Source organism: Aeromonas sp. s5 (assembly GCF_040907865.1).
In the GTDB taxonomy this organism is placed as follows: Bacteria; Pseudomonadota; Gammaproteobacteria; order Enterobacterales; family Aeromonadaceae; genus Aeromonas; species Aeromonas dhakensis.
This window is the reverse complement of the sequence record NZ_JBFOCO010000031.1, coordinates 134,815-161,424: the sequence shown is the minus strand read 5'-3', so window position 1 is coordinate 161,424 and position 26,610 is coordinate 134,815. Positions and strand designations below refer to the sequence as shown.

Below are 26,610 nucleotides of genomic sequence, written 5' to 3'. Positions count from 1 at the left end.
ACGCGTGCGCAAGGATGCAACCATGAAACTCTCTACCCAACTCTTGATCGACGGCCAGTTCGTCACCGGTGACGGCCAGGCCGAGCCCATCCTCAACCCGGCCACCGGCGAGCTGCTCGCCTCGGTGCCCGAAGCCTCGTTCGAGCAGGTGAACCGGGCGGTGAACGGCGCCCAACGCGCCTTCGCCCAGTGGAGCCGCACCACTCCAGCCCAGCGCAGTACCCTGCTGCTGCGCCTGGCCGATGCCATCGAGCGCCACGCCGAGGAGTTCGCGGCGCTGGAATCCCTCAACTGCGGCAAACCCTATCTGGCGGTGCTGAACGACGAGCTACCGGCGGTGGTGGACTGCTTCCGCTTCTTCGCCGGCGCGGCCCGCTGCCTGCAGGGGCCGCTGGCGGGGGAGTACATCGAGGGGCACACCAGCATGATCCGCCGCGATCCCATCGGGGTGGTGGGCAGTATCGCCCCCTGGAACTATCCGCTGATGATGGCGGCTTGGAAGATGGCCCCGGTGCTCGCCGCCGGCAATACGGTGGTGCTCAAGCCCTCCGAGCAGACCCCGCTCACCGCCCTGCGCCTGGCGGAGCTCGCCAGCGAGCTCTTCCCCCGCGGCGTCATCAACATCGTCTGCGGCCGGGGCGAGAGCGTGGGGGCACCGCTGGTGGAGCACCCGCTGGTGCGCATGGTGTCGCTCACCGGGGACATCGCCACCGGCCAGAAGATCCTGCAGAGCGCCGCCCGCACCATGAAGCGCACCCATCTCGAGCTGGGGGGCAAGGCGCCGGTCATCATCTTCGACGACGCGGATCTGGAGGCCGTGGTGGCGGGCATTCGCACCTTCGGCTTCTACAACGCCGGCCAGGACTGCACAGCCGCCTGCCGCATCTATGCCCAGGGCAAGATCTACGACAAGTTCGTCGCCGCCATGACGGATGCGGTGGCCTCCATCAAGGTGGGCGGCCCACGCGAGGAGGGGGTGGAGATGGGGCCGCTCATCTCGGACCGGCAGCGCAACCGGGTGGCCAGCTTCGTGGAGCGGGCCCAGAGCAGCGGTCACGTGGAGGTGACGGCGGGGGGCAAGATCCGCCCCGGCAACGGCTTCTTCTTCGAGCCGACCCTGATCGCCCATGCCCGCCAGGAGGATGAAATCGTGCGCCGGGAGGTGTTCGGCCCCGTGGTGTCGGTGACCCGCTTCACAGACGCCGAGCAGGTGGTGCAGTGGGCCAACGACTCGGACTACGGCCTCGCCAGCTCGGTCTGGACCAAGGATCTGAGCCTTGCCAGCAAGGTGGCCAGCCACCTGCAGTACGGCTGCACCTGGATCAACACCCACTTCATGCTCACCTCCGAGATGCCCCACGGCGGAATGAAGATGTCCGGCTACGGCAAGGATCTCTCCCTCTACGCCCTAGAGGACTACACGGTGCCGCGGCATATCATGGTGAAGTTGTAGAGGCGTATCAGGAGGCGCTCGACCGAGTGCCTGGCCTGTGGCAAGCACGAGCCCTCCCTGGCCGGGAGGGCTCATTCGTCTTGGAAATACACCGGGTAAGGAAGATGCGGCTGCGCCGCATAAGGCAATAGGGGCACGGTATTGACTCCCCTGACCCTCGCCGAGGCGAGGTGTGCGACCAACCACCGAGACGCCCCCCCGCTTGGGGATTGTCCCTTCCCTCATCCCAGGCCCCATAATGGCCGCTCATTGGAGGAGGCCTTCATGTTTATCCTTGAGACCGAACGCCTGAGGCTGCGCGATATGCGCCTCGACGACGAGGCAGCCTTCGTGACCATCATCCAGGACGAGCGCTATCAGCGCTTCTACAGCGAGGAGGATGGCCGGGCGCAGAAGTACCGGGAGCTGACCCGACTGTTTGTCGAGCAGGCCGGCGAGCGCCCCCGGCGCGCCTATCAGCTGGCGATAGAGCATAAGGCGACGAATGCCCTGATCGGCACAGTCTGCCTGCGTCTGGAGAGTGATCAGCAGGCCTCGATGGGGTGCGGCATGGCGCGCCACAGCCAGGGACGCGGACTGATGCAGGAGGCGGCCTCGGCCCTAACGGGCTTCGGGTTTGCATCGCTCGGGGCGCACCGTATCTATGCCGAGACCCTGTCCCGGAACCGGGCTGCCATACGGCTCTGCTCCTCGCTCGGGATGCGCCAGGAGGCGCACTTTCGCGAGCATCGCTACTTCAAGGGGCAGTGGTGGGGCACAGTAGTGTTTGCCCTGCTGCGAAGCGAATGGTCCCATCAGGGCTGCGCGGCGCCCACAGAGCCGGCCACTTGCGGCTCACCCCATCCCCCAACCGGGCCGACTGATGAGTCGGCCTGCCCCCCACAGTGATGACCCACACAGGAAGATGATATGTTGAGCAACCGACACCCTGGCCTTCACGCGTTGAGGTCATCAGCGAGCCGACCCGTGCGCTGGCTGCTGTGGTCCAGCCTTGTGATGCTCTGCTGCCTCGCCGGCGAGGCCCAGAGCAAGACGCCGGCCAATCTCGGCACCCCGCAAGACTACGCCCTTATCTACAACGGCCCAATCTCCGATCCGGACAGCAACGAGGCGATCGCCGCCGTGGTCAAGCAGGCCGGGCTCCCCGTGGTCTATCTCGACAACCTGGACGATCTCCCGGCCAAGTTGGCGGGCGCCCGTCTGTTTATCATCGGTGGCACCGAAGATGACGTAGAGCCCCTGGTTCATCGGTTCACCCCCGCCATCGCCGGGGCGCTCAAACGCTACCTGCGCCAGGGCGGGCGCTATCTGGGGATCTGCGGCGGTGCCTTTGTCGCCTCGCTGGGCTGGGCCGACGAGGGCAACCATGTGAAGGCGCTCGGCCTGGTGCCTGCCGAGTCAGACGACTATGACGGGGACTTCTCCCCCAAGATCTATGACATTCGCTGGCTCGGGGAGGTGCGCCGCATGTACTACCAGGCCGGCCCTACCTTCGCCCTGCAGCCAGGCACCGAACCGGTGCGTGAACTTGCCTACTTCGACGATGGCCGGATCGCCGCATTGATGAGCGCCTACGGCAGGGGCAAGGTGGCCGTCTCAGGGCCCCATCCGGAAGCCCCCGCCAGCTGGAAAGCCAATGCGCAGGATGGCGATACCATGGAGTCCAATATCCACCTGGCCGTGCAACTGGTGCAGGAGCTTCTCTCCGATCGCCCCGTCCTGACACCTCGCTAGCGCCGGCATCAGTTCGCCAGATCCCAGGGACACACCTTGGCCAGCCCCTCCTTGCCACTGCTGGCCAGGGCCTGCTGTACCATCCGCTTGTAGCGATTCTTGATGTGCGCGGGCAGGGCCGGCACCAGCAGGCGCTCGTCAAATTCAGGCAGGGCCTGCGGTGGCAACACGGCCTGCTCCTCCGGGGTCAGCGGGGGGCGGGCCGATCCATTGCTGCCGGAAACCGTCGGCGTGCCCATCAACATGCGGCTCTGCAGGGGTTCGCTCAACAGGAAATCGATCAGCAGGTAGGCCGCCTTGAGCCTGGCCGGATCATCCCCGACATCCCGCGCAATCGAGAGGGCATCAAGGGCATAGATGGCCCCTTCCCTTACCATGGCGATGCGCCACTGCTGACCGTTTTGCCGATTGCACTCCACCAGCTCCAGCCCCCAGGTGGTGGCCAGGCGCTGATGGCGCAGATCCTCGCACCGATTGGACTGATTGAACCAGAAGCCCCGGCTCGCCTTGAGCCGCCGGGTCAGTTGCCCTTCAACCTCGTTCTGCAACGGGCTATCGGCCAGCATTTCACCGCTGGCAAAGAGGGCGGGTGACTTGCCAAGGGAGAGCAGTACGGAGAAGAGCAAGGGCTCAAACTGATCGCAGAAAACCGCAAATTGCCCCTGCCGCGCCGGCTCTGCCAACGCCTGCCAGCTGGTGGGCGGGGTGCTTTCCTGCTTGCTGTCGTAAGCCAGGCTGAACATGGCATAGGAGAAGGGCACGGAATAGTTGCGCTCCCCCAACTTGTCATACTCGGTATTCTTGAGGGCCGGCCTCACCTCCTGGTAATGGCGCAAGCGGGCAAAGTCGATGGGCAGCAGCAGCTTGAAGAGGGGTTGATGATGCGCCTTGTAGAAGTAGCTGGTCGGCATCACCACGTCGGCACTGCGGGTGCGCAGAGCACGATAGACGCTGTCAAAATCGGTGAGCAGCGGTTCGATCCGGGTCACCGTCGCCTCCACCCCCTCACGCTTGGCGTACTCGGCAAATTGCTGTTCATATCCGGCGGGCAGATATCCCCACTCCAGCAGCCTGAGCTGCACCGGGGCAGCCAGGGCCGACCCCATACAACAGCAGGCCAACAAGACGAGACTACGCATGATCACCACTCCCACAACAGGTTCTTCAGGGAGTATAGGCTCCCGTCGAACGGGGAAACGGCAGGCGGCAGGATGCTGCCAGCGGACGGATGTCGCCAAGCAGACCCGCGCAATGCGTTGAACAGGCAGAATGTGTGCAAGCGGCACGGCACCGACGGCATGGTCGGGCAGGGAAATGAAAGGCGGTCTATCGGAACAGAGGATCTGTCGCGCTTCGCGGTGCGAGAGTGTGATGCGAGCTGGCCGCGCCGAGGATCTGCCGTATGGCGATCAACGGCCGGCTTGCACCTTTGAGCTCGGTGGCCAGAGCCGGGTCGGACGCTTGTCAACGAAGACAGGGAGGCCTCGGCCTCCCTGTCTTGTCTCGCGTGGGTGTCCGGTTGCCCGGGGATCCCTTAGCGCTGACGCCCGCTGCCAATACCGAACGGAATGCGGTAGTCGCTGCTCTGCTCACCCAGACTCACGGTCAGGTTGCCCTGGGTACGGCTCGGGATCTGCACCTGCTGGCTGCCCATCAGGTTGGCGTGCACGGAGGCAACCACATCACCAGACTCGTCACGTACTTCCAGCATGGGGTTGCCCTTGCCTTCGACGGCTGCGGTGGCGTGCCAGTTTACAAACAGCACACCCGGGGCGGCGTTGAAGTCAGCCGGAACGGAAGCCTGGGCAAAACCTGCGGTCATCAGGCCTGCAACGGCCAGCATCTTGATTACGTTTTTCATGTTCATTCACTCTCTTGGTTTCTATGTCATTGCCTGGGCCGACGGCCCCGAATCAATGCATCCATGCAAGAGGTTATTCAAATAGTGTGTAGTTCTTTCACCAACATCAGACCTCCTATTTGAAGGTCTCACAGCCTTGAACGACCAGTTATTTGGCCGCTTGGCGTTCCTGCCTAAGCGTTGAGTGAATATTAAACATCCAGGCTCGTCATTGTTAGCGAGATAAACTGGCCTAGATGTTCAAAAAATCTGAAGTGGCTGTACATCCCAGGTTCAGCCAATGACGGACAAGAAAAAGGGCAGGATAACCTGCCCTTGGTGTTGGAAAGTGCGCGCTGGCCGGTACCACTAGCCACCAGCCAACTCTGCTGCCGTCATGGGCCGCAGCACCTTGCAGGGATTGCCGGCCGCCACCACGCCCGCCGGCACATCCTTGGTCACCACGGAGCCCGCGCCGATCACGCTGTTGTCCCCTATGGTGACGCCGGGGCAGATGACGACGCTGCCACCGATCCAGACGTTGTGGCCGATCCGCACCGGCTTGCCGAACTCCACCCCCTTGATGCGCGGCGCCACCGCCACCGGGTGAGCGGCCGTGTAGATCTGCACACCGGGCGCCAGCAGCACGTTGTCGCCGATGTGCACCTCGCACACGTCGAGGATGGTGCAGCCCACGTTGGCGTAGAAGTTCTCGCCCACGAAGATGTTGGCCCCGTAGTCGCAAAAGAAGGGTGGGTTGATGGCGCACTCCTTGCCGCGGCCGCCCAGCAGTTCATGGAGCAGGGCATCGCGCGCCGGTTTCTCCTGCCAGTGGGTGTTGAAGGTGTGATAGAGCCTGCGGCAGCGCTCGCGCGCCGCTTTGAGCTCGGGGTTGCCCGCATCATAGGGCTCCCCCGCCACCATCTTCTGCCACTCGGGGCCACGCACCAGCTGCGGCGCCGGGAAGCCCGGCTGGGTCGTTGTCGTTGCGTCAGTCATCTATTCCACCAACCAGATCAGGGATTCATAAGGGCGCAGCATACAGGATTGCGGCCGGGCCGGGCTATCCGGGTAGTTGCCAAGCAGCAGACTCCCCTTGCCGGTGGCCAGCTCCTTCGGCAGTGCGAAGCTGATCGGCTCGCCGTAGAAATTGCTCACCACCAGCAGGGTCTGACCGTCGGCGCGGCGGGCATAGGCCCAGATCTGCGGGTGCCCCGCCAGCAGTTCCTGATAATCCCCGTGAGTGAAGATGGGGTGCGCCTTGCGCAGGTGGATCAGATCCCGGTAGTGCCAGAACACCGAGTTCTGGTCGGCCAGCGCCGCCTCGGCATTGATCGCGGGATAGTTGGCGGCGGGCTTGAGCCAGGGCGTTCCACTGGTGAAGCCCGCATTGGCCGCAGCGCTCCACTGCATGGGCGTGCGCGAGTTGTCACGGGACTTGGCGCCGAGGATGGCCAGGATCTCGGCCTCGCTCATCCCTTCGGCCTGCTTGATGGCGAAGATGTTGCGGCTCTCCACGTCCTGATAGTCATCGATGCGCTGATAGCCGGGGTTGGTCATGCCGATCTCCTCCCCCTGATAGATGTAGGGGGTACCCTGCAAGCCGTGCAGTGTGCTGGCCAGCATCTTGGCCGCTACCACCCGCTGTTCGCCCTCGTCACCGAAGCGGGAGACGATGCGCGGCTGGTCGTGGTTGCACCAGAACAGGGCCGACCACCCCTTGCCGTGCATGCCGCTCTGCCAGTGGTTGAAGATGCGCTTGAGTTCGAGGAAATCGAACGGAGCCTTGGTCCACTTGTCGCCATTGGGGTAGTCCACCTTGAGGTGGTGGAAGTTGAACACCATGGAGAGCTCGGAGCCATCCAGCGCGCCATAGCGCTGGCAGTGCTCCAGGCTGGTGGAGGACATCTCCCCCACCGTCATGGCGCCCACCGGGGCGAACACGTCGCGGCTCACGTCCTGCAAAAATTCGTGGATGCGCGGCCCGTCGGTGTAGAAGCGGCGGCCATCGCCACTGTCGTCGCTCGGGAAGCGCTGATCCTTGGAGATGAGGTTGATGACATCGAGGCGGAAACCGTCCACTCCCTTCTTCGCCCAGAAGTGGATGATGTTTTTGACCTCGGCGCGCACGGCCGGGTTCTCCCAGTTGAGATCCGCCTGCTCGCGGGCAAACAGATGCAGGTAGTACTGGCCGGTGGCCTTATCCAGCTCCCAGGCGCTGCCGCCAAACTTGGATTGCCAGTTGTTGGGCACACCACCCTCCACCGGGTCTTTCCAGATGTAGTAGTCGCGGTAGGGGCTGTTCTTGTCCCCCAGCGCCGACTTGAACCAGGCGTGCTCGGTGGAGGTGTGGTTGACGACGATGTCCATCACGATCCGAATGTCGCGCGCGTGGGCGGCGGCCAAGAGCGCCTCGAAGTCGGCCATGGTGCCGTAGGCGGGATCAATATTCAGGTAGTCGGCAATGTCGTAGCCGTTGTCCACCTGCGGCGAGACGTACACCGGGGTCAGCCAGAGGGCGTCGACGCCGAGGGTCTTGAGATAGTCGAGGCGGGCCATGATCCCCTTGAGATCGCCAGTGCCGCGCGCGCCACTGTCCTGAAAACTCTTGGGGTAGATCTGGTAAATCACGGCGCTCTGCCACCAGGGTGTTTGGCTCATGGGTCTTGCTCTTGTCTCGAATGAAAAAGGGAGAGGGCGACCCCGGCGGGTCGCCCTGATGCGTGGAGTCAGGCGCTGGCCTGAGCCAGCTTGCCGGCCGCCTGCTGGCGCTGGTAAACCAGCAGAGTCAGCACGATTGGCACGACGATGGCCACCAGCATGGCGATAGCATAGACGGCCCAGTATTGCGGCTGGATGGAGAGGATGCCCGGCAGGCCCCCTACCCCGATACCGTTGGCCATTACCCCGGCGAAGCCGCAGATGAGGGCCGCAAGGCTCGAGCCCACCATGGCGCACAGCATGGGGAACTTGTACTTGAGGTTGATACCGTACATGGCCGGCTCGGTCACCCCCAGATAGGCGGAGATGGCGGCAGGCACCGAGATCTCCCGCTCGTTCTCCTTGCGGCTGATCAGGATGATGCCGACCACCGCAGACGCCTGGGCGATGTTGGAGAGGGCGATCAGCGGCCAGATCGGGGTGCCACCCATGCTCTGCATCAACTGCAGATCCACCGCGTTGGTGGTGTGGTGGATACCGGTGATGACCAGGGGCGCGTAGAGGAAGCCGAACAGGGCAGCGCCGATGGGGGCAAACGAACCTGTCATGGCGGCCTTGGCGGCAAAGCCGACGCCGTCACCCAGCCAGCGACCGAACGGACCGATAAAGGCGTGGGCCACGATCACCGCCAGCAGCAGGGAGATGAAGGGAACTATGACCAGGTAGAGGTAGGCCGGGATGATCCGCTTGAGATTGGTCTCCACCCAGGCGAGGAAGACACCCGCCAGCAGGGCCGGGATGACCTGCGCCTGATAACCCACCTTCTGGATGACGAACAGACCAAAGTCCCACACCTCGGGAGTCTGCTGGCCGATGCCGTAGGCGTTCATCAGCTGGGGCGACACCAGGGTGATACCGAGCACGATACCCAGGATCTCGGAGCCGCCCATCTTCTTCACCGCAGACCAGCAGACGCCCACCGGCAGGAAGTGGAAGATAGCCTCACCCAGCAGCCAGAGGAAGGCGTGCACCTGAGCCCAGAACTGGCTGATCTCGGTGAGGGTGTGGGTGCCATCGTCGAACATCTTGATGTCGCCGATGACGTTGCGAAAGCCCAGGATCAGACCGCCGGTGATGATGGCCGGCAGCAGGGGCACGAAGATCTCCGCCAAGTGGGAGATGCCCCGCTCCAGCGGGTTCATGTTCTGGCGCGCGGCCTGCTTGGCGGCCTCCTTGCTGCCGCCGCTGACGCCGATCTCTTCGGTCAGCGCCTTGTACCACTGCTCCACCTCGTTGCCTATGACCACCTGGAACTGGCCGCCCTGGGTGAAGCTCCCCTTCACCGCAGGTATGGTTTCGATGGCCTTGCTGTCGGCCTTGGCCGGATCGTTGAGGACGAAGCGCAACCGGGTCAGGCAGTGGCTGACGGTTGCGATGTTCTCCTTGCCACCGATCTTGTCGATGAGCGTGGCCAGATGTTGTGCGTTGATCTTGGACATGAGCCTTCCCTCTGTGACTCCATTGATATTGGTCTGCGTCGCCCTTTTGGGCCAGTCTGTGGACCCGAGCGTTTTTGGTATCGTTCCCATTTAGCATGCCGCCAATTGGTCCAGATCAAAATGGGAACGTTCCCAATTCGTGGTCGAGGTCACAAAAAGCGCGTTTTTTGTGCGGCGCTAGGTGATGGCGTTCACAAAGAGTGGCAGGGAGCTATGGTCGCCAGCGGGGGCAGATCCTGCTCGATCTGGCCGAGCAGCTGGCGCGCGGCCTGCTCCCCCGCCCCCTTGTAGCCGAGATCCAGGCTGAGGGCGTTGGGGAAGAGAAAAGAGAGCATGGGGTTGTTGCCAAGGCCGGTCACCAACACCTCGCTGCGCCCCTGCTCCTGCAGGTACTTGGCGGCACCGATGGCCAGGGTGTCGCTGGCGCAGACCAGGGCGCCCGTGGTCGGGGTAAGCAGCTCAGCCGCCAGCCGGTAGCCGCTCTGCAGACTGAGATCGCCGAGGGCGCTGCGCGCTGTCAGCCCCTGTTCGGCGCAGTAGCCGAGGTAGGCATCGAGTCGGCGCTGGCCGGTGGTGAGGTCGGCAGTGTCCACCCCCAGGTAGGCAATCTCGCGAATGCCGCGGTTAGCGAGCTGGTCCAGCATGGTGCGCACCGCACCGGCATCGTCGAAACAGACCGAGGAGAAACCGGGATGGTCGCGGGCCACCAGCACCAGCTTCTCCCTGAGCGGCGCCATGGCGGCATAGTCCAGATCGTTGAAGGCGAACAGAATGATGCCATCCACCCCGCGCCGCTCCAGCACCGCCAGATGCTCCTGCACCTTGGCGGGGGAGAACTTGCTCTCCATCAGCACGGCGTCGTAGCCGCGCCGGTAGAGGGTCTCCAGCATGCCGCGCACCGCCTGGTTTTCCGAGCTGGAGTCGAGCCGCGAGACGATGATCCCCACCACCTGCTGGCTCTGGCTGCGCATGGCCCGCGCCGACTTGCTCGGCACGAAGCCGTGCTCGGCGATGATCTGCTCCACCCGCTCGCGGGTCGCCTGCTTCACCTTGGGATCCTGGTTGAGCACCCGGGAGACGGTCGACTTGCCAACACCACTGAGTCGGGCGATATCGAGGATGGTCAGTTTTTTGTCCATGAAGTGGCTCACAGGGGCTCGGCGGTGGAATTGCCCACATTGTTGTGATTAACCCCTGTGAATACAAGCCCATGGCGTTAGAATGCCCTTTTGGCGCCGGCGCATGCCGTGCCACCCGCCATCGCACAGGACGCGCATCATGGATCTGTTGGCCAGTCTGCACTTCTCCCTCTCCATCACGGGCCCCATCTGCGTGGTGCTGCTGCTCGGCATCTGGCTCAAGCAGCTGGGCCTGCTGCCGGACAGCTTCGTCGAGTCCGCCTCCCGCCTGGTGTTTCAGGTCACCCTGCCGGCCCTGCTGTTTCTCAGCATGGTGCGCACCGATTTCTCCACCATGCCGAGCCCCTGGCTCATCGTCTACGGCCTGCTTGGCACCCTCACCGGCTTTCTGGTGCTGGAGCTGCTGGCGGCCCGCTTCATCCTGGAGCGGCGCCAGCGCGGCATCTTCGTGCAGGGCAGCTTTCGCGGCAACATGGGGATCATGGGGCTGGCCTATGTGCAGAACGCCTACGGCGCCGAGGGGATCGGCGCCGCCGCCCTGCTGGTGGGCTCGGTCACCGTGCTCTACAACGTGCTTGCGGTGATCACCCTGACCCGCAGCCTGGGGGGCAGCAAGGGGATCAAACCGATCCTCAGGGGGATCGCCAAAAACCCGTTGATCATCGCCATCCTGGCGGCCCTGCCGTTCGGCCTGCTCGGCATCGAGCTGCCCCAGCTGGTGATCACCACGGGCAACTACTTCGCCAACATGACCCTGCCGCTGGCGCTGCTCTGCACCGGCGCCAGCCTCAACCTCAAGGCCCTGCGCGGCGGCGCCCTGCTGACCGGCTGGGCCACCGCCAACCGGCTGCTGTGCATCCCGGTGCTGCTGGTGATGGGCGCCTGGGCGCTCGGCTTCAGCCCGCAGGCCCTTGGCATCCTGTTTCTCATCAGCTCCACCCCCACCGCCGCCGCCAGCTATGTGATGACCCGCGCCATGGGGGGCGACAGCGCCCTGGCGGCCAACATCATCGCCACCACCACGCTAGGCTCGCTCGTCACCACCAGCCTGGGCGCTACCCTGATGAACTACCTGGGGCTGATGGGCTAGCCAGCAGCAAACGTGCTGACCCTCACCCCTTCATCACCCCCTTGACCTTGCCGCGGGCGGCAGCTTTACGCTGACTCTCAATCAACAGAGGAGATATCCCATGACCATCGAACTCACCGTCTCCGGCATGTCCTGCGGTGGCTGCGCTGCCAGCCTGCAAAAAGCCCTGCTGGCCCAGCCTGCCGTCAGCAGCGCCAGCGTCGACTTTGCCAGCAGCAAGGCCATCATCGAGAGCGAACTGAGCAAAGCCGAGCTGATCGCCCTGATCGAAACCAAAGGCTTCTCGGCGAGTTAAATTATCTCCATATAGGTAGAAAACAGGTTAAAATTCTGTACCCAGCTGTTTTTTGGTGAGAGTCATCACAAACCCCTGCAACAGAAAGCGCAAACTTGCTGCAATTTTTATCACCCAGAAGGAATTGCAGCATGACTCTCCCGATCCGCAAGACCCTGCTCGCCGCCGTCCTCGGCCTGACCCTCTCCCCGATGGCCATGGCCCTGCCCAACGTCCATATCCTGGCCACCGGCGGCACCATTGCCGGGGCGGGGCAGTCCGCCACCCAGTCCAACTACGAGGCCGGCAAGGTGGCCATCGAGACGCTGATCGCCGCCGTGCCCGAGATGAAGAACGTGGCCGACGTGCAGGGTGAGCAGGTGGTGAAGATCGGCTCCCAGGACATGAACGACGAGGTGTGGCTGAAGCTTGCCAAGCGGGCCAACGAGCTGCTGGCCAGGGATGACGTGGATGGCATCGTCATCACCCACGGCACCGACACCATGGAAGAGACCGCCTACTTCCTCAATCTGACCGTCAAAAGCGACAAGCCGGTGGTGCTGGTCGGCGCCATGCGCCCCTCCACCGCCATGAGCGCCGACGGCCCGATGAACCTCTACAACGCCGTGGTGACCGCCTCTGACCCCGCCTCCAAGGGGCGTGGCGTCATGGTGGCGATGAACGACACCGTGCTCGATGCCCGCGACGTCACCAAGACCAACACCACAGGGGTGCAGACCTTCGCCTCCCCCAACTTCGGCCCGCTCGGCTACATCCACAACGGCAAGATCGACTATCAGCGCAGCCCGGCCCGCCAGCACACCAGCAAGACCCCGTTTGACGTGAGCAAGCTCGACAAGCTGCCCCAGGTCGGCATCGTCTACAGCTACGCCAACGCCTCGGATCTGCCGGCCAAGGCCCTGGTGGATGCCAAGTTCGACGGCATCGTCAGCGCCGGGGTGGGCAACGGCAACCTCTACCACACCCTGTTCGATACCCTGGCCAAGGCGAGCAAGGACGGCATCCGCGTAGTGCGCTCCGCCCGCGTGCCGACCGGCTCCACCACTCTGGATGCCGAGATCGATGACGCCAAGTACGGCTTCGTTGCCGCCGAGACCCTCAACCCGCAGAAGGCGCGGGTGCTGCTGATGCTCGCCCTGACCCAGAGCAAGGATCCGGCCCAGATCCAGCGCTGGTTCCAGCAGTTCTGATCTCCCTGCCGGCCTCGGCCGGCAGAGGGAATGACCATAAAAAAGGCGGGATACTATCCCGCCCTTGCTCGTGACAAATGGCACGTCAGCCCATGATCAGCCAGCCGCAGAAGCCAAGATAGATCAACCCCACCCAGGCGAGCCTGCCCGCCGTCATCCGCTCCCGACTGAACCCCCACCACAACAGCACGACCGCCAGCAGCGTCACCAGCGAGGAGACCATCATGGTGCTGTCCAGCAGCCAGGGGGTGAACAACAGGCAGAACGCCTTGGGAATGGTGCCCTGGATCATCATGGCCCCCGAGATGTTGGCCAGCGCCAGCCGGTGCTTGCCCTGTCGCACCCAGATCAGCACGTTCATCAGCTCGGGCATCTCGGTCGCCACCGGGCTCAGCAACAGGGCCGCCAGCACCGGCGAGAGACCGAACAGCTCGCCCATGCTCTCCAGCTGGTGAACGAACAGCTGGGCCGCCAGCGCCACCACCACCAGCGCCACCAGGGTTTGCAGCAGCACCTTGCCGAGCGCCGGGATCTCGGCGCCCGGATCCAGCTTGAGGGGCTCTGGCAGCTCGACCTCGTGGCTGTCGGTCTGTTTCAGCTCGCGCCGCACATAGACCAGATACACCAGCACGAACAGCGGAGCCAGCCAGGTTTTACCGGTGAAGGCCACCATGCCGAGGGCCACCGCCACCAGGAAGATGCCGACGAACCAGGCCTGATCACGGCCTATCTCGCGCTGCACCTCGCCATCGATGGCCCTGTGCTCCCGGCTCATGCACAGCAGCAGGGTCACGCCGACGGCGGCATAACCTATGGTGGCCAACACCAGCGGGCCGCCGAGGGCGGCACCTATGCCTATCTGTTGCTGAGCGGGGGCATCCCCCATCAGCAAGGCGGTCAGGGTGACGATGCATTCGGGCAGGGCCGTGCCGAGGGCCGCCAGCAGGGAGCCGGTGGCGCTCTGGGATAACTTGAAGTGGTGGCCGGTCCATTCGATGCCATTGACGAAATATTCGCAGGCCAGATAGATGGTGACGGCAGAGAACAGAAATAACAGCAGGGTGATCAGCATGATGAGTAACCGCCAGGCGAGCAGAACAACCAATGGACCCGATACGGCTCGCCCGGCTGGCTTGCATATCGAGGCCAAAGGTCTTGCAGAGCGATGGATGCCATCGCCGCCCATGCCATGGATCTGAAGATCCAAGAATGTTGACATGAGCCCTGCCCGGATCACGGGCGGGTTGCTACTCCCCTATGACAGTGCGGGCTTTTTACCAAGTTGACCGCCACCCCACAAGGCAAATTAATGATCATTGACTCAACAAGTTGTAAGGGAATGTAACCGTCCCCCCACCGGCTTTGCCATCCGGATCCACTCCAATGCCGGTGAGTTCCTCGCCTTGGCACACCGTTTGCTATGAGATGACTACTGTCCACACTGATTTGGGAAGGGTGAACGATGAAACGGTGGATCCAACATTTCTATCAACTGAACCGCCTCAACTGGCTGATGGTCTGGCTGCTGCTCTGCTGCAGCATCATTCTGCTGTTTCCGGCCGGTTTGATGCAGGGGGCCGTCAGCCAGTGGGCCGCCACACACGCCGCCTGGCTCGGGGTCGGCATGCTGATCGCCATCTCCTACTTCTGCAGTCAGGGCTTCCTGATCGCCTGGGAGTGGGCCTGTGACGAGTGGCAGTCGCGCCGTCAGCAGGATCAGCTGGCCCAGATGATCTCCTTCCTCGACTTCAACGAGAAGGCGGTGCTGCGGGAGTTCGTGCTGCAACGTAAAAGCGTCATAAACTTGCCGATCACCGAGCCCGCCGTCAAAAACCTGATGGATGCCGGCGTGCTCACCTACGCCTACGGCAAGCCGGCCCGGGAGAAAGAGGACGAGAACCAGATCCGCGCCCTGATGATCGCCCTGCCGGCCCGCCCGCTGCTCACCTACAAGGTGCTGGGGCTGTCGCGCGGCAAGATGAGTGACGAGCAGGTGGAGCAGATCATGAACGCCAGACCCAAGTTCGCGCAGAAAAGCTTCCAGCGCTGATCGTCGTTCCCGCCAATAAAAAGAGCCGGCCCTGTGGCCGGCTCTGTCGTTTCTGCCCGTTACTGGGTTCTGGCCTTGAGATACCCGGCGTAGTCCGGGATCTGCACGCTGAACGCCTGGCGCATGTGGGGGCTGTCCATGATGAAGTCGGCGGTCGCCTCGTTGGTGGCAACCGGGATGTTCCAGACTGCCGCGAGGCGCAGCAAGGCCTTCACGTCCGGATCGTGGGGCACCGCATTGAGGGGATCCCAGAAGAAGATCAGCACGTCGATCTTGCCCTCGGCTATCAGGGCGCCAAGCTGCTGGTCGCCCCCCATGGGGCCGGAGAAGAGACAGGTGATGGGCAGCTGTGCCTGCTTGCCGAGCATGGTGCCTGTGGTGCCGGTGGCGTAGAGGTGGTGGAGCTTGAGCTCCTCCTTGCGCCGCATCACCCAGTTCAGCAGGGGGGTCTTCATGTTGTCGTGAGCCACCAGCGCCACTCGCTTGTGGGGCGCCATCTCACGGGCGATCTGTTCCATGGACATCATCCGTAGCATTGTTGTTTGAATAGAGCCGTATCCTAATCGAAAGCGGCGCCCGTTGCCTTGCCGGGCGCCGTAACTGTGATCACTTCGACTGTTCAATCCACTGCTTGTTCTTCTGCTCCAGCACCGAGATGGGCAGCATGCCGTATTCCAGTACATGGTGGTGGAACGCCTTGAGGTCAAAGCCTGCGCCCAGCGCCTGCTCGGCCGACTCCCGCATCCGGATCAGCGCCAGCTGGCCCGCCTTGTAGGAGGTCGCCTGGCCGGTGTAGGCCATGTAGCGCGGCACCTCGGAGCTGATGTCCCCGTCCCCCAGCGCCGAGTTCTCCTTCATGTAGCTGGCGGCCTGGTCGTGGTTCCAGCCATACCAGTGGATGCCGGTATCCACCACCAGCCGCATGGCTCTGAGCATCTCCTCGTTGAGGCGGCCGAAGTACTGCAGCTGGTTGTTGAAGGCGGACGAGCCCTCGACCTTCACGTCTCCCACCGCCGGATCGTAGAGACCGCGCCCCTGATAGAGCCCCATGTCGTGATCCGCCAGGTATTCGGTGTAGAGTGCCCAGCCCTCCGCATAGGCGGTGTAGGAGGCGTTCGCCACGTACTGCGGGAAGTCGGGATCCTTGGCGGCCAGCTCCTGGGCGATGGTGATCTGGAAGTGGTGACCCGGCGCCGCCTCGTGGGCCAGCAGGGTGCTGATGTTCCAGCTCTGCAGACCATAGGGGTAGTAGGTGTTGAGGAAGAAGCGCCCCTTGCGGCCCGTCTGCGGGTTGCCGTCCTGATACCAGGCCACCCCGCCGTATGGCGCGTCCTTATAGGAGACGGGCACCACCTCGTAATCCAGCTTGGGAATGGTGCGCTCGGCATCGAAGAAGTCCGGCAGCACCAGCGCGGCCTTGCTCTTGAAGGCGTTGTACTCCTGCAGTGCCCGCTCGTGCTCGGCCAGCGCCTGCTGCTGCGACCCGCTCAGGGTCGCCCCGGCTGCATTGTCCGGGTTGAGGCCGGCCGACCAGACCGCCAGCGGGTTCTGATAGAAGAAGGCCGGCTCGTTCAGGTAGCGGAAGAAGGCGTAGATCTGGCCGCTCTGCTTGCTCTGGGCCACGTCGTCGCTGTCGCACTTGCCGAGGGTATGGCACACCTTGACCATGGCGCCGAAGATCCGCGCCACCTCGCTCAGCCCCAGCTCATGCACCTGCTCCGGCGTCATGTCGGTGGTGGTGTGCTTCTTCAGCAGCCAGCGATACCAGTCGCGCCCGTTGGTCATGCCGCAGAAGCCGTCGTCGCACTCACCGCTGCCAAGGCGCACCGCATAGGCGCCGCCATGCTGGTAATCCAGGTAGTCGCGCAGCGCCAGATAGCGGCCGTTGATGCTGTCCAGCACCCCCTTGTACTCGGTGCGCAGCGCCTCGTCCGCCTCTCCCGGCAGCTGCTGCCAGCCGAGGTAGGAACCGGCGATCGCCTCGCCCTCCAGCTTGCTGTCGAGCTGGGCCAGCAGCCGGTCCACCAGCTCGTCCGGCAGGGTGTTGCCCTGGGCGCTGCCCAGTTCGAACTGGTGCTTCACCTCGGCAAGGTAGCCGTCATAGGCCTTGAGCCAGCTGAGATGCTCCTGATACCAGGCCAGTGGTGCGGTGGCGACCCTCGCCTTGCTGGCCACAACCGGTGCCGCTGCCGGGCGATCGATGTCGCGCCGCCAGGTGGCATCCCCCGGCGCGACCCGCTCGGCCGAGCTCTGCTCGAAGTAGTCGAAGCCGGGCTCGACGGTGCGGGCAGCTTTGCCGCTGGCCGGGGCGGCCCCCACCTCATCGACCAGATCAACCACCCGGTTGCTGAAGTGGTGGATCGGGATCTGGGACTGGGGCAGATCGTAACCGGTCAGGTTGATCTGCAGATCCCAGCGGATCATGTCGTAGAACAACCGGTCCCGTTCGCTCAGCACGCTCGCGTCCAGGGCATCCAGCCGCTTGAGCAGGGCGCTGTCGAGGGTCTTGCGCTTGGCGATGCTGGCGGCATCGATGGCAAAACCGTAGGGGTCGAGCGCCTGGCTCTCGCGCAGGGCCTCGTCCATGGTCTGCATCAGGGAGGTCTTGGTGGCGGCGGGATCCGCCGGCGCGTTGGAGCTGTTGTCATTGCAGGCAGCGAGCGAGAGTGCGATGGCACAAGCCAGCGCCAGTTTGTTGGACAAGAAGTGCATGGTGTAGTCCTTTAACCGTTGTTATTGTTTGCCCCCGAAAAGGGGTTCCAATAGTGCACCTCTCCTGCTCGCTTTTCTGCGACATGATTAACAAAAATAAGCTTACTTTTCATGATGATAAGGCCCATGAAAAGCTATGCAGACGGACATTAAAAAACCCGCCTGAGCGGGTTTTTTAATCGTTTTTTCATGCCATAACTATTCAGGACGAGCCGTGATGCAGCTGGGACTGCTGATAGTTCTCCAGCCCGATGCGATCGATGAGATCGAGCTGGGTCTCCAGCCAGTCCACGTGCTCCTCCTCGTCTTCCAGAATATCCTGGAACAGGTCGCGGCTGATGTAATCCTGCACCGACTCGGCATAGGCGATGGCCACCTTCAGATCCGGGATGGCATCCATCTCCAGCGACAGGTCGCAGCGCAGCATCTCCTCCACCGTCTCGCCGATGCGCAGCTTGCCCAGATCCTGCAAGTTGGGCAGCCCTTCCAGAAACAGCACCCGCTTGACCAGCTCGTCGGCGTGTTTCATCTCATCGATGGATTCGTGATACTCCTTGTGCCCGAGCGCCTTGAGGCCCCAGTCATCATAGATGCGGGCATGCAGAAAATATTGGTTGATGGCTATCAGCTCATTGGCCAGCACCTTGTTGAGGTGGGCGATGATCTTGGGATCTCCTTTCATCGACAGTGCTCCTTGGTTCGTGCCTGAGGCTTAGATCCTTAGAGCTTAGTCCAGAAAGATGACAACAAGAGGTCCGGCGAGCTTGCTCGCCAGCGGGAAGGGATTGAAAAGACGGGCCGGTTTTGCCGGCGACGGGCTCTGCTCAGGCCACCTCGTAGTAGAGCGGCACCTGCTCCAGCTCGGCCTTGTCGAGTTCGGCGGCGATGATCTCCATGGTCATGCGCACGCATTTGCCACACTGGGCGCCGACGTCGAGCGACTGCTTGAGCTGGCGAAACTCGGTCTTGCCTGCCTGTACCGCCTTGCGGATCTGGGAATCTGTGATGCCGCGGCACAAACAGACGTACATAGTGTTTACCTCATGCTGGATTGCCATGAAATCTAAATGAGAATGGTTCGTAGTGCAAATAACGATTGGTAATAAGATCCCCCGCTTGCCAGCCATCAACCCCTTGGTGACAATGCCCTGTCACTGAGGGAAATATCATGCTCAAGAAACTGTTCACTGCCCTGTTTAGCGGCCAGCCCGCTCCCGCCGCCGAAGTCACCCCCACCGAGTACGCCGGCTACCTCATCTATCCCGAGCCCATGGCCGAAGGGGGTCAGTATCGGCTGGCTGGCCGCATCACCAAGGAGCTGGACGGCGTGCTGCAGACCCACCGCTTCATCCGCTCCGATCTGTTTGCCAACCCCGCCGATGCGGAGCGCTTCATGGTGCAGAAGGCGCACACCTTCATCGGCCAGATGGGGGATCGCATGTTTGAGCCCCGCAAACCGGCCGACAGCACCGCCTCATGATGCCGGCGGCACTCGACGAGCTGCGCCAGGCGCTGGCCCGCGCCGGTGAACGGCGGCTGATCTGGCTGGAAGGTGACGAGGCCGATTGCATCTCCCGAGCCGAGGCGCTGCTAAGCGGCGTCAGCTACTGGCTGGGAGATGGCCCGAGCGAGCACCACCCGCAACCGGCGGCCAAGGCGCTGCAGCGACTCGGTCAGGAGTGCGACACGCTTGTGTTCAATGCGTTCAGCGGTTTTCACCCCGATGCGTTCGGGGCGCTGGCGGGCACCTTGCGGGCGGGAGGCCTGCTGCTGCTGCTGACCCCGCCGCGAGCACAATGGCCTGCCTGGCCGGATCCGGACCGGGTTCGGCTGGTGGCACAACCGGAAGACATGGTGTTGGCGGGCCACGGCTTTCTCGCCCGGCTGGTGCGGCAGCTTGCGGGCGACCCTGCCCTCGAGCTAGCCCCTCCTGCTACGACAACCCCGTGGCAGCCGGTTGGGCCGGCGCGGCCATTGAGCTGCGATCAGGCCCGCGCCCTGCCCGCCATCCACAAGGTGTTGCACGGTCACCGCCGCCGCCCGCTGGTATTGAGCGCGGATCGGGGGCGCGGCAAGAGCAGCCTGCTGGGGCTGGCCGCCGCCGAGCTGCTGCGCCAGCAACCCGATCTGCAAATCGTGGTGACGGCCCCCTCCCAGGCCACGGTCACCACCCTGTTTGCCCGCGCAGCTCGTGTCCTTGAAGACGTACCACAACTGCTGGCAGGGCTCAGCTACTGTTCGCCGGATCGGCTGGTGCACGAGCCGTTGCAGCCCGACTTGTTGCTGGTGGACGAAGCCGCCGCCATTCCCACCCCGCTGCTGGAGGCCATGCTGGCCCGCCACGGTCGCATCGTCTTCGCCACCACGGAGCACGGCTACGAGGGCACCGGGCGCGGTTTTCACCTGCGCTTCAAGCGGGTACTTGATCGCGAGACACCCGGCTGGCAGGAGATCCACCTGGCCGAGCCGATCCGCTGGAGCAGCCGGGATCCGCTGGAGCCGCTGGTGTTCCGACTGCTCGGCCTCAACGCCGAGGTCGAGACGCCGCCAGCGCCCACCCAGCCTGGCTGGCGCCGGCTCGAGCAGGATGCACTGGCTGCCGACGAGGGGCTGCTCCATCGGGTGTTCGGCCTGCTGGTGCTGGCCCACTACCAGACCACGCCGAGCGATCTGCGCTACCTGCTGGAGAGCCCCGCCCTCGACATCCACCTGCTGGAGCAGGGTCCGCATCTGCTCGGGGTGGCGCTGGTGGCCCGGGAAGGAGAGATAGATCCTGAGCTGGCCGAGGCGATCTGGGCCGGGCGCCGGCGCCCGCGCGGCCATCTGCTGCCCCAGTCGCTGCTGGCGCACGCCGGCTTCAAGACCGCAGGTACGCGCAGCTACGCCCGGGTGATGCGCATCGCCATCCACCCGACTCTCCATCGCCACGGGCTGGGGTCGCTCCTGCTAACCCGCCTCGAACAACATTATCAGGCGGCAGGGCTCGACTATCTGGGCTCCGCCTTCTCGGCCAGCGCCGATCTGCTGCCCTTCTGGCGCAAGGCCGGGCTCAGGGTACTGCGCATCGGCCTGCAGCGGGATGCCGCCAGCGGCAGCCACGCCGCCCTGCTGCTCAAGGCGCTGAAACCGGCCCGCGCCGCCGAGCTGGCCGACTGGCACCAGCGCTTCGTGCGTCAGCTGCCCACCCTGCTGGCGGGTGAGCTGAAAACCCTTGAATCCGAGCTGGTGTGGCAGTGCCTGCAGGATGCGGAGGCCAGCTCGAGCGGGCTCGATGAGTTTGATCAGGATGAGCTGGCCTGCTTTGCCCACCACCACAAGCCGTTCGAGCTGTGCCAACCCAGCCTGCAACGCTGGCTGGCGGGCAACCTGACACAACTGGCACAGCTTGACCCCGCCGAGCGGCAACTGCTGATCGCCACCATCTGGCAATATGCCGACTGGGGAACACTGGCGGCCAGGCTGCAACTGGCGGGCAAGCCGGCGGTCATCAAGGCGCTGCGCGGCCTGCTGGCCCGGCTGTTGCCGCCCGCTACCACTCGATAGGTTCGCCTCGCCAGTCGAGGTAGCTCAGTTCGCCATCCGGCGTCAGCCGCGCCATCAGCGTCACCAGATGCGCGGCAGCCTGCTGCGGGCTGTGCAGGCTGCCGGCGGCCAGGTTGCCGTGAAACGGCCGCGAGAGCGGGGTGTCCACCGTGCCCGGATGAAACGCCAGCAGCTTGACGCCGGGCGCCCGTCTGGCGAGCTCGATGGCGGCGCACTTGAGCAGCATGTTGAGGGCTGCCTTGGCGGCGCGATAGCCATACCAGCCCCCGATGCGGTTGTCGCCAATGCTGCCGACCCGGGCACTGAGCACCGCCAGGGTACAGGGGCCAGACCCCAGCAGGGGTAGCAGCCGGCTGATCCAGCGCAGCGGCAGCAGGGCGTTGGTCTGGTAGAGCTGGGTCATGGCCTCGAGGTTGAGCGCCTCGAGCCGCTTCTCCGGCCGGATGCTTCCCTGCTGCAGCAGGCCGTTGCAGATCACCAGCCAGCGCGGCCTCGGCGCCAGCTCACCGATGCGGGCCACCGCCTCTGCCAGCTGTTCATCACTGTAATCGCAGCGCAGCCAGTGCAGCTTGTTGCTGTCGAGCCCCGCCGGTTGCGGCTGGCGGCTGATGGCGATAACGGAGGCAGCACCCGCCGCCAGCCAGTGCGCCACCAGGGCGCTCCCCAGCCCACCGCCGGCACCGATCACCACGACACTCTCTTCCATGACTCCCCCCTTGCGGCGAGTGTGATGGCCTTCTCCATCGCCCCGCGCTTTTCCTGATAGGCTGATACGCGCCTTCCAGCCTGCGGGATCAAGCGGTTATGGAGGCGATCTTGTGTGGATCCCGTCGTCAGCGGCGGATCCATTCCTATACTGAGGGAAAACCGCAGCGGCTGCTGCCAGCGCAACCAGAAGCACGAGAGTGACCATGATGGCCAAAGACGGGGAAGAGCGTAAATCCATTCTGACCGAGAGCGGCACCAACGAGCTCGAGATCATCGAATTCCACCTCAAGAAGCAGCTGCCCGATGGCCGCGAGAAAATAGCCTACTACGGCATCAACGTCGCCAAGGTGCGCGAGGTGATCCGGGTGCCGGAGACCACCGACTACCCCAACGCCCAGCGTCACATGGTGGGGGTTTTCTCCCTGCGCGAGCGGCTGATCCCGCTGGTGGATCTGGCCGGCTGGCTTGGTATCAAAACCAACCCGGACAACAGCAACAAGGTGGTCATCGTCACCGATTTCAACAAGATGGCGAACGGCTTCCTCATCGACAGTGTCAGCAGGATCCACCGGGTCTCCTGGGAGGATGTGGAGTCCCCCAGCCAGTTCCTGGAGGCGGGCGAGAATGACTGCGTGGTGGCGGTGGTCAGGCGCGATGGCAACCTCATCATGATCCTCGACTTCGAGAAGATCATCGCCGACATCAACCCAGAGCTGAGCATGGAGAAGTACGATGTGACCCAGGATCGCAAGGTCATCATCGACGATCGCATGATGGCCATGCGCCAGGCCAAAACCATCCTGGTGGTGGACGACTCCGCCTTCATCCGCAAGATGATCGAGACCACCCTGCGCACTGCGGGCTACAACGTGGTGACCGCCAAGGACGGGGGCGACGGGCTGGAGATGTTGATGGAGTTCGATCGCCTGTCGCAGGAGGAGAAGATCCCGGTGGCCGAGTTCGTCAGCGGCATCATCACCGACGTGGAGATGCCCCGCATGGACGGCATGCACCTGCTCAAGCGACTGCGCGATACCCCCGCCTTCAAGACCATTCCCATCGTCATGTTCTCGTCGCTGATGAGCGATGACAACCGCCAAAAAGCGCTGCAGCTGGGGGCCAACGACACCATCACCAAACCGGAGCTGGGCCGCATGGTCGGCATGATGGACAACTTCCTGCTCGGCATCCCCATTCCCAAACCGGGCAACCTGTGAGGCCGCCAGTCGGCCATGCAAGCAAAAGGGCGCCTCGGCGCCCTTTTGCTGCTTGATGGATCAGCCCAGCCAGAGGTAGAGCTGGTGAGCCGCCACCCCGGCGCACAGGCCACCGACGGTGTGGGCCACGATGGCGCGGGAGGTGAGATGACGATAGCCGAGCGCATCCAGCATGGCGGTGTGGGTGCTCAAAAAACCGCTCCAGCACATGCCCATGGCGGTGAACACCGCCACCTCGTTGCCGGTGATCCAGCCCTTGCCGATGAAGGGGGGCACCAGCGACATGGCGGCCCCGACCGCCCCCAGCGAGGTGACCGGGAAGGCCACCAGCTCGGCGTGGGTGAAACCGAACAGCAGCTCGAACAGCCAGCCCACCTTGGCCGCCAGCACCGGCAGCAGCGCCACCCCCTGGAAGGCTTCGCCGGTATACCCCTTCTCACCAGGGCCGAAGGTCAGCAGCATCACGAAGGTGCTGATGATGAGCACCCCAGGGATCACCGCCATCCCCAGCTCCACCCCGGATTTGCCGCCGTCCAGCAGGGCATTGAGCACCCGCAGCCAGGTGGGTGCGGCCTCCCGGCGCAGTCCGGGCTTGGCCCCCACGCTCGCCACCTCGTCGGCGATCGGGGTCTCCCCCACCAGCGGGCGGATCATCCGCTGCATCAGGCGGGTCGACACCACGGAGCCGATGAGGGCGCCGAGCAGGCCGATCAGCGCCGCGCTGGCGGTGGACTCGCCCCCCGGCAGCTGCAGGGTGGCCATGAAGGTCACCACGATCAGCCCCATGCCGAAGGCGGTGCCGAAGTTGGTGAGCGAGACCAGCTGCCAGGGGGTGAAGCCCTTGCGAAAGCGGCTGTCCCTGGCGAGGCTGATCACCGCCGGGTTGTCGGAGAAGAAGGTCATCAGGGCCGCCAGTGCGGTGCGGCCCGGCAGCCGGAACACCGGCTTCATCAGCGGCGCCAGCAGCACCTCCAGCAGGCGGATCACCCCGAACTCGCTGAGCAGCTGGCTGAGTGCCCCCGACAGCACGGTAATGCCCATGATGAAGAGCACTGTGTTGAGCAGCAGCTGGTGAGCGGTGTTGAACAGGGTGTTGACCAGGGCGGAGAGGCCCATCTGGCTGCCGAGGTAGCCAAACAGGCTGCCGAGGATGGCCAGTACCAATACCGGTTCCAACCAGCGGCGAAGGGAGGCCGCCCCCTGGTGAGAATCTTTAACTGCTTGATTTTCCATACCAATCCTGAAATCTGTCGCTGTGTGGTGAGTATTGTTGTTATGGCACCCATAAAGCAGGAGCCCTTGTCTTGCGACAAGGGCTCCTTGCATTGATTCTTCTTCCGGACTCGAACTGTGCCATGTGGGCTGACTGCCCACCACGCTGGCGACTGAACCGGGGAGTAGAAAACGGGTGGCCGGACGATCCTGTCCAGTCTGCCTGTCTCGCGCCAGCGCACCGGCACCACGGCCAGCCCGGCGACGAAACGGGGCGGCAGTATAGCAACTGGGGCCGGTCGGCGAAACAAGGGGGCGACCGGAGCGGATTGCCGCCCAGCGCCTGCGCGGGTAAGCTTCCCCATCGGCAATCGACTCCGTCATTTACCATCCGGCAGCACCATGAACGACCTCGTGACCTATATCAAGGCCATCCACCGCCAGGCAGGACCGGCGATACTCGTCCGCCAGCAGAGCGAACAACACAGCGAGCAGGACGAGAGCGGCACCCTGACCCACCACCGGCAGACCCATTACTGGTTCGCCAATGGCGTGGTCATCTGCCACCAGCTGGAGCTGGACGAAGAGCCCTCCCCACAAGTCTGTCCGGAGTGCTGGATCAGCTACCGGGTGGTCGCCAGCCCCATCCCCATCACCCCTGCGCGCAAGCTGTTCCACAACCCCTGCCAGGAGGCCTTCTGGCTCAAGATGCAGGAGATCACGCCAGCCCGCTGACCCGCTCGACCAGTGACCGGCGCGCCGTCAATACTGCTTGGTCTTGGAGGCAAACCCCGCCAGGAACAGTCCGGTCAGGAACATGCCGCAGAAGGCCTCGATGGCCGACAGCAGCTGCAGCGGGGAGGAAGTCTGGGAGATGTCGCCATAGCCCAGGGTTACGAAAGTGACGATGCTGAAATAGAGCGAGCGCCCAAGATGGTCATGGGTGACCGATCCCGGCGCCAGATAATAGGTCAGGGTCGCCAGCAGGATCACCCCCATCGACAGCAGCAGGCTGCGGATCGGCCGCTCGCCGAAGCCCCAGGTGATGAAGCTGATGAACTTGGCGGCGCATTTCAGGTAGCACAGCAGGGTGAGCCAGCCTTTCTTGAGCCAGCCGCTGCGCAGCCAGCACTCCTTGAACAGCTCCCTGGGGCTCGCCAGCGACTTCATCTCGTGCAGCTTCTCCTTGTAGTAGCACTCGCCGGCATCGACGGTGTCGCCCACGCTGGAGAAGAGCCGCTTGGCGTTGCGGTAGAGCTTGCTGGCCTCGCTGTGATCGACCCGGCCATTCTCGTTGTAGGCCACCTGCACCTTGTCCAGGTTGGTGTGCTCCATGGTGGCGTCGAAGTTCTTGGCCCGCACGTTGAAGTTTTTCAGCACCGCCCGGGAGGAGTGAAAGCGGATCTCTTCACACTCGATAGTGAAGTCCTGAAACACCCCGTCCTCCAGCGCCAGCTCCCGCTTCTTGGCCCAGGCCCTGTGGTCCCACAGCAGGGAGTCGAACAGATCGAGCCCGATCACCCCGCCGTTGACCCTCACCCCCTTGGCCGAGCAGTGCCACAGATAGACCTTGGAGTTGTTGACGGCGCCATCCAGCGAGAGCTCGTCCAGGCAGGTGAAGTCGAGCAGCCGGCCGGAGATGATGGGGCTTTTGAGCTCGATGCCGCCGATGTTGAGCAGCCGGTGCCTGCCCAGTACCTGGGCCTCCCCCTTGTTGTTCTCGGAGACCGAGAGCAGGCTCTGCACCCGCTTCACCTCGTCCTTGCCATGCTTGCCGGCCAGCCACATGCAATAGGGTTCAAAGCGCGTCTCGGCGCGGATCAGCCCGCTCTTGCGCAGGGACTCCAGCGCGCTCGAGGCTGTCTCATAGAGTCTGATCTTGTCGTCGCTCATGTAGAGGCACAGGCTCAGCACGCAGCGGGAGCTGATGAAGCGGGCGATGCCGATCTGGAAGATCACCTGCTTGTCGATCTTCTGCTCCGTCATCCAGTCGTCGAAATGGGGCAGCGACGCCACCAGCAGATCCCAGATCAGGGGATAGTCGTTGGCCCGGCGCCACTCGTTGAACTGTTCGGGGGAAAGCTGCCAAAGCTCTGTTGCATTCATGCATGACCTCACTCAAGAAAGCGGTCCCGTGTTCCTGCGCCCACCGATGCGACAGAGGCCGCCAGGGCAAGATGGGCAGAATAGGGACTCATCACGCCATCATACTAGGCGGGCTGGGGAAGTCACTGGCGGGAACGGTACAGCACGGGCACTGCGACAAC

At 63.8% G+C, this 26,610-nt stretch carries 25 protein-coding genes and 1 riboswitch; of the genes, 11 read left to right on the top strand and 14 right to left on the bottom strand.

Features of this window, described 5'->3' with window-relative positions; all coding sequences use genetic code 11:
- Window positions 1-22: 22 nt before the first annotated feature.
- From AB5Y94_RS17595 to AB5Y94_RS17585, 3 genes are all read left to right on the top strand, one after another.
- On the top strand, window positions 23-1,453 hold the full coding sequence (locus AB5Y94_RS17595; protein ID WP_368206236.1) for a gamma-aminobutyraldehyde dehydrogenase: 1,431 nt from the start codon (window positions 23-25) through the stop codon (window positions 1,451-1,453).
- Window positions 1,454-1,717: 264 nt separating this feature from the next.
- Window positions 1,718-2,341 (top strand): GNAT family N-acetyltransferase, encoded by a 624-nt coding sequence (locus AB5Y94_RS17590; protein WP_368160157.1) that lies wholly within the window; start codon window positions 1,718-1,720, stop codon window positions 2,339-2,341.
- 78 nt (window positions 2,342-2,419) lie between these two features.
- The gene (locus AB5Y94_RS17585; RefSeq protein ID WP_279485227.1) at window positions 2,420-3,187 is read left to right on the top strand and encodes a BPL-N domain-containing protein; all 768 of its coding nucleotides are present in this window, start codon (window positions 2,420-2,422) and stop codon (window positions 3,185-3,187) included.
- An 8-nt stretch (window positions 3,188-3,195) separates the two neighbouring features.
- On the opposite strand, the gene AB5Y94_RS17580 is transcribed toward AB5Y94_RS17585, so the two are convergent.
- From AB5Y94_RS17580 to treR, 6 genes are all read right to left on the bottom strand, one after another.
- Complete coding sequence (locus tag AB5Y94_RS17580; RefSeq protein WP_258118582.1) at window positions 3,196-4,293, bottom strand: PotD/PotF family extracellular solute-binding protein; 1,098 nt, start codon at window positions 4,291-4,293, stop codon at window positions 3,196-3,198.
- Window positions 4,294-4,721: 428 nt separating this feature from the next.
- On the bottom strand, window positions 4,722-5,054 hold the full coding sequence (locus tag AB5Y94_RS17575) for a hypothetical protein (protein WP_017779082.1): 333 nt from the start codon (window positions 5,052-5,054) through the stop codon (window positions 4,722-4,724).
- Between the two features lie 342 nt (window positions 5,055-5,396).
- Window positions 5,397-6,026 carry a sugar O-acetyltransferase gene (locus AB5Y94_RS17570; protein WP_017766448.1) on the bottom strand — a complete coding sequence of 210 codons (630 nt, stop codon included), beginning with the start codon at window positions 6,024-6,026 and terminating at the stop codon, window positions 5,397-5,399.
- Window positions 6,027-7,688 (bottom strand): alpha,alpha-phosphotrehalase, encoded by a 1,662-nt coding sequence (gene treC, locus AB5Y94_RS17565; RefSeq protein WP_368206235.1) that lies wholly within the window; start codon window positions 7,686-7,688, stop codon window positions 6,027-6,029.
- Between the two features lie 68 nt (window positions 7,689-7,756).
- Window positions 7,757-9,187, bottom strand: a complete 1,431-nt coding sequence (gene treB / locus AB5Y94_RS17560) for a PTS trehalose transporter subunit IIBC (protein ID WP_019840679.1) — start codon at window positions 9,185-9,187, stop codon at window positions 7,757-7,759.
- A gap of 191 nt (window positions 9,188-9,378) precedes the next feature.
- Entirely contained in the window at window positions 9,379-10,326 is a 948-nt protein-coding gene (gene treR, locus AB5Y94_RS17555; protein WP_065017247.1) for a trehalose operon repressor TreR, read from the bottom strand.
- Window positions 10,327-10,465: 139 nt separating this feature from the next.
- On the opposite strand from treR, the gene AB5Y94_RS17550 reads away from it, so the two are divergent.
- The 3 genes from AB5Y94_RS17550 (at window position 10,466) to ansB (ending at window position 12,901) form a co-directional block, all read left to right on the top strand.
- Entirely contained in the window at window positions 10,466-11,416 is a 951-nt protein-coding gene (locus AB5Y94_RS17550) for an AEC family transporter (RefSeq protein WP_368206234.1), read from the top strand.
- Window positions 11,417-11,516: 100 nt separating this feature from the next.
- Window positions 11,517-11,711, top strand: a complete 195-nt coding sequence (locus AB5Y94_RS17545; RefSeq protein ID WP_005305523.1) for a heavy-metal-associated domain-containing protein — start codon at window positions 11,517-11,519, stop codon at window positions 11,709-11,711.
- Window positions 11,712-11,842: 131 nt separating this feature from the next.
- Complete coding sequence (gene ansB, locus AB5Y94_RS17540; protein ID WP_368206233.1) at window positions 11,843-12,901, top strand: L-asparaginase 2; 1,059 nt, start codon at window positions 11,843-11,845, stop codon at window positions 12,899-12,901.
- An 85-nt stretch (window positions 12,902-12,986) separates the two neighbouring features.
- Here ansB and AB5Y94_RS17535 read toward each other — a convergent pair whose 3' ends face one another.
- Window positions 12,987-13,973, bottom strand: coding sequence for a sodium:calcium antiporter (locus tag AB5Y94_RS17535; RefSeq protein WP_043158789.1), 987 nt, complete (start codon window positions 13,971-13,973; stop codon window positions 12,987-12,989).
- An 89-nt stretch (window positions 13,974-14,062) separates the two neighbouring features.
- Window positions 14,063-14,169, bottom strand: a riboswitch (yybP-ykoY riboswitch).
- A gap of 194 nt (window positions 14,170-14,363) precedes the next feature.
- Between AB5Y94_RS17535 and AB5Y94_RS17530 the strand changes: the two genes are divergently transcribed.
- Window positions 14,364-14,951, top strand: coding sequence for a superinfection exclusion B family protein (locus AB5Y94_RS17530; protein ID WP_005305531.1), 588 nt, complete (start codon window positions 14,364-14,366; stop codon window positions 14,949-14,951).
- Window positions 14,952-15,010: 59 nt separating this feature from the next.
- On the opposite strand, the gene AB5Y94_RS17525 is transcribed toward AB5Y94_RS17530, so the two are convergent.
- From AB5Y94_RS17525 to AB5Y94_RS17510, 4 genes are all read right to left on the bottom strand, one after another.
- Window positions 15,011-15,469, bottom strand: coding sequence for a methylglyoxal synthase (locus AB5Y94_RS17525; RefSeq protein ID WP_005305534.1), 459 nt, complete (start codon window positions 15,467-15,469; stop codon window positions 15,011-15,013).
- Between the two features lie 88 nt (window positions 15,470-15,557).
- Window positions 15,558-17,663: a DUF885 family protein gene (locus tag AB5Y94_RS17520; protein WP_368206232.1), complete on the bottom strand. Its 2,106-nt coding sequence runs from the start codon at window positions 17,661-17,663 to the stop codon at window positions 15,558-15,560.
- Between the two features lie 202 nt (window positions 17,664-17,865).
- Complete coding sequence (bfr, locus tag AB5Y94_RS17515) at window positions 17,866-18,345, bottom strand: bacterioferritin (RefSeq protein ID WP_005314068.1); 480 nt, start codon at window positions 18,343-18,345, stop codon at window positions 17,866-17,868.
- Window positions 18,346-18,487: 142 nt separating this feature from the next.
- Window positions 18,488-18,694, bottom strand: coding sequence for a bacterioferritin-associated ferredoxin (locus AB5Y94_RS17510; RefSeq protein ID WP_017779074.1), 207 nt, complete (start codon window positions 18,692-18,694; stop codon window positions 18,488-18,490).
- Window positions 18,695-18,831: 137 nt separating this feature from the next.
- Here AB5Y94_RS17510 and AB5Y94_RS17505 point away from each other — a divergent pair, with 137 nt between their 5' ends.
- Together AB5Y94_RS17505 and AB5Y94_RS17500 are read left to right on the top strand one after the other, a co-directional pair.
- Window positions 18,832-19,143, top strand: coding sequence for an HlyU family transcriptional regulator (locus AB5Y94_RS17505; RefSeq protein ID WP_368206231.1), 312 nt, complete (start codon window positions 18,832-18,834; stop codon window positions 19,141-19,143).
- On the top strand, window positions 19,140-21,206 hold the full coding sequence (locus AB5Y94_RS17500) for a tRNA(Met) cytidine acetyltransferase TmcA (protein ID WP_368206230.1): 2,067 nt from the start codon (window positions 19,140-19,142) through the stop codon (window positions 21,204-21,206). Before AB5Y94_RS17505 ends, AB5Y94_RS17500 begins: the two co-directional genes overlap by 4 nt.
- Here AB5Y94_RS17500 and AB5Y94_RS17495 read toward each other — a convergent pair.
- The gene (locus tag AB5Y94_RS17495; protein WP_368206229.1) at window positions 21,193-21,912 is read right to left on the bottom strand and encodes an SDR family NAD(P)-dependent oxidoreductase; all 720 of its coding nucleotides are present in this window, start codon (window positions 21,910-21,912) and stop codon (window positions 21,193-21,195) included. The two genes, AB5Y94_RS17500 and AB5Y94_RS17495, sit on opposite strands and share 14 nt — an antisense overlap.
- Before the next feature lie 205 nt (window positions 21,913-22,117).
- Here AB5Y94_RS17495 and AB5Y94_RS17490 point away from each other — a divergent pair, with 205 nt between their 5' ends.
- Complete coding sequence (locus tag AB5Y94_RS17490; protein ID WP_005305558.1) at window positions 22,118-23,131, top strand: chemotaxis protein CheV; 1,014 nt, start codon at window positions 22,118-22,120, stop codon at window positions 23,129-23,131.
- A gap of 60 nt (window positions 23,132-23,191) precedes the next feature.
- On the opposite strand, the gene AB5Y94_RS17485 is transcribed toward AB5Y94_RS17490, so the two are convergent.
- Entirely contained in the window at window positions 23,192-24,364 is a 1,173-nt protein-coding gene (locus tag AB5Y94_RS17485; protein ID WP_368206228.1) for a nucleoside recognition domain-containing protein, read from the bottom strand.
- A gap of 381 nt (window positions 24,365-24,745) precedes the next feature.
- On the opposite strand from AB5Y94_RS17485, the gene AB5Y94_RS17480 reads away from it, so the two are divergent.
- Window positions 24,746-25,078, top strand: coding sequence for a hypothetical protein (locus AB5Y94_RS17480; protein ID WP_139725680.1), 333 nt, complete (start codon window positions 24,746-24,748; stop codon window positions 25,076-25,078).
- A 27-nt stretch (window positions 25,079-25,105) separates the two neighbouring features.
- Here the strand turns inward: AB5Y94_RS17480 and AB5Y94_RS17475 are convergent, their stop codons facing one another.
- Entirely contained in the window at window positions 25,106-26,449 is a 1,344-nt protein-coding gene (locus tag AB5Y94_RS17475; RefSeq protein WP_124249718.1) for a potassium channel family protein, read from the bottom strand.
- Between the last annotated feature and the right edge of the window lie 161 nt (window positions 26,450-26,610).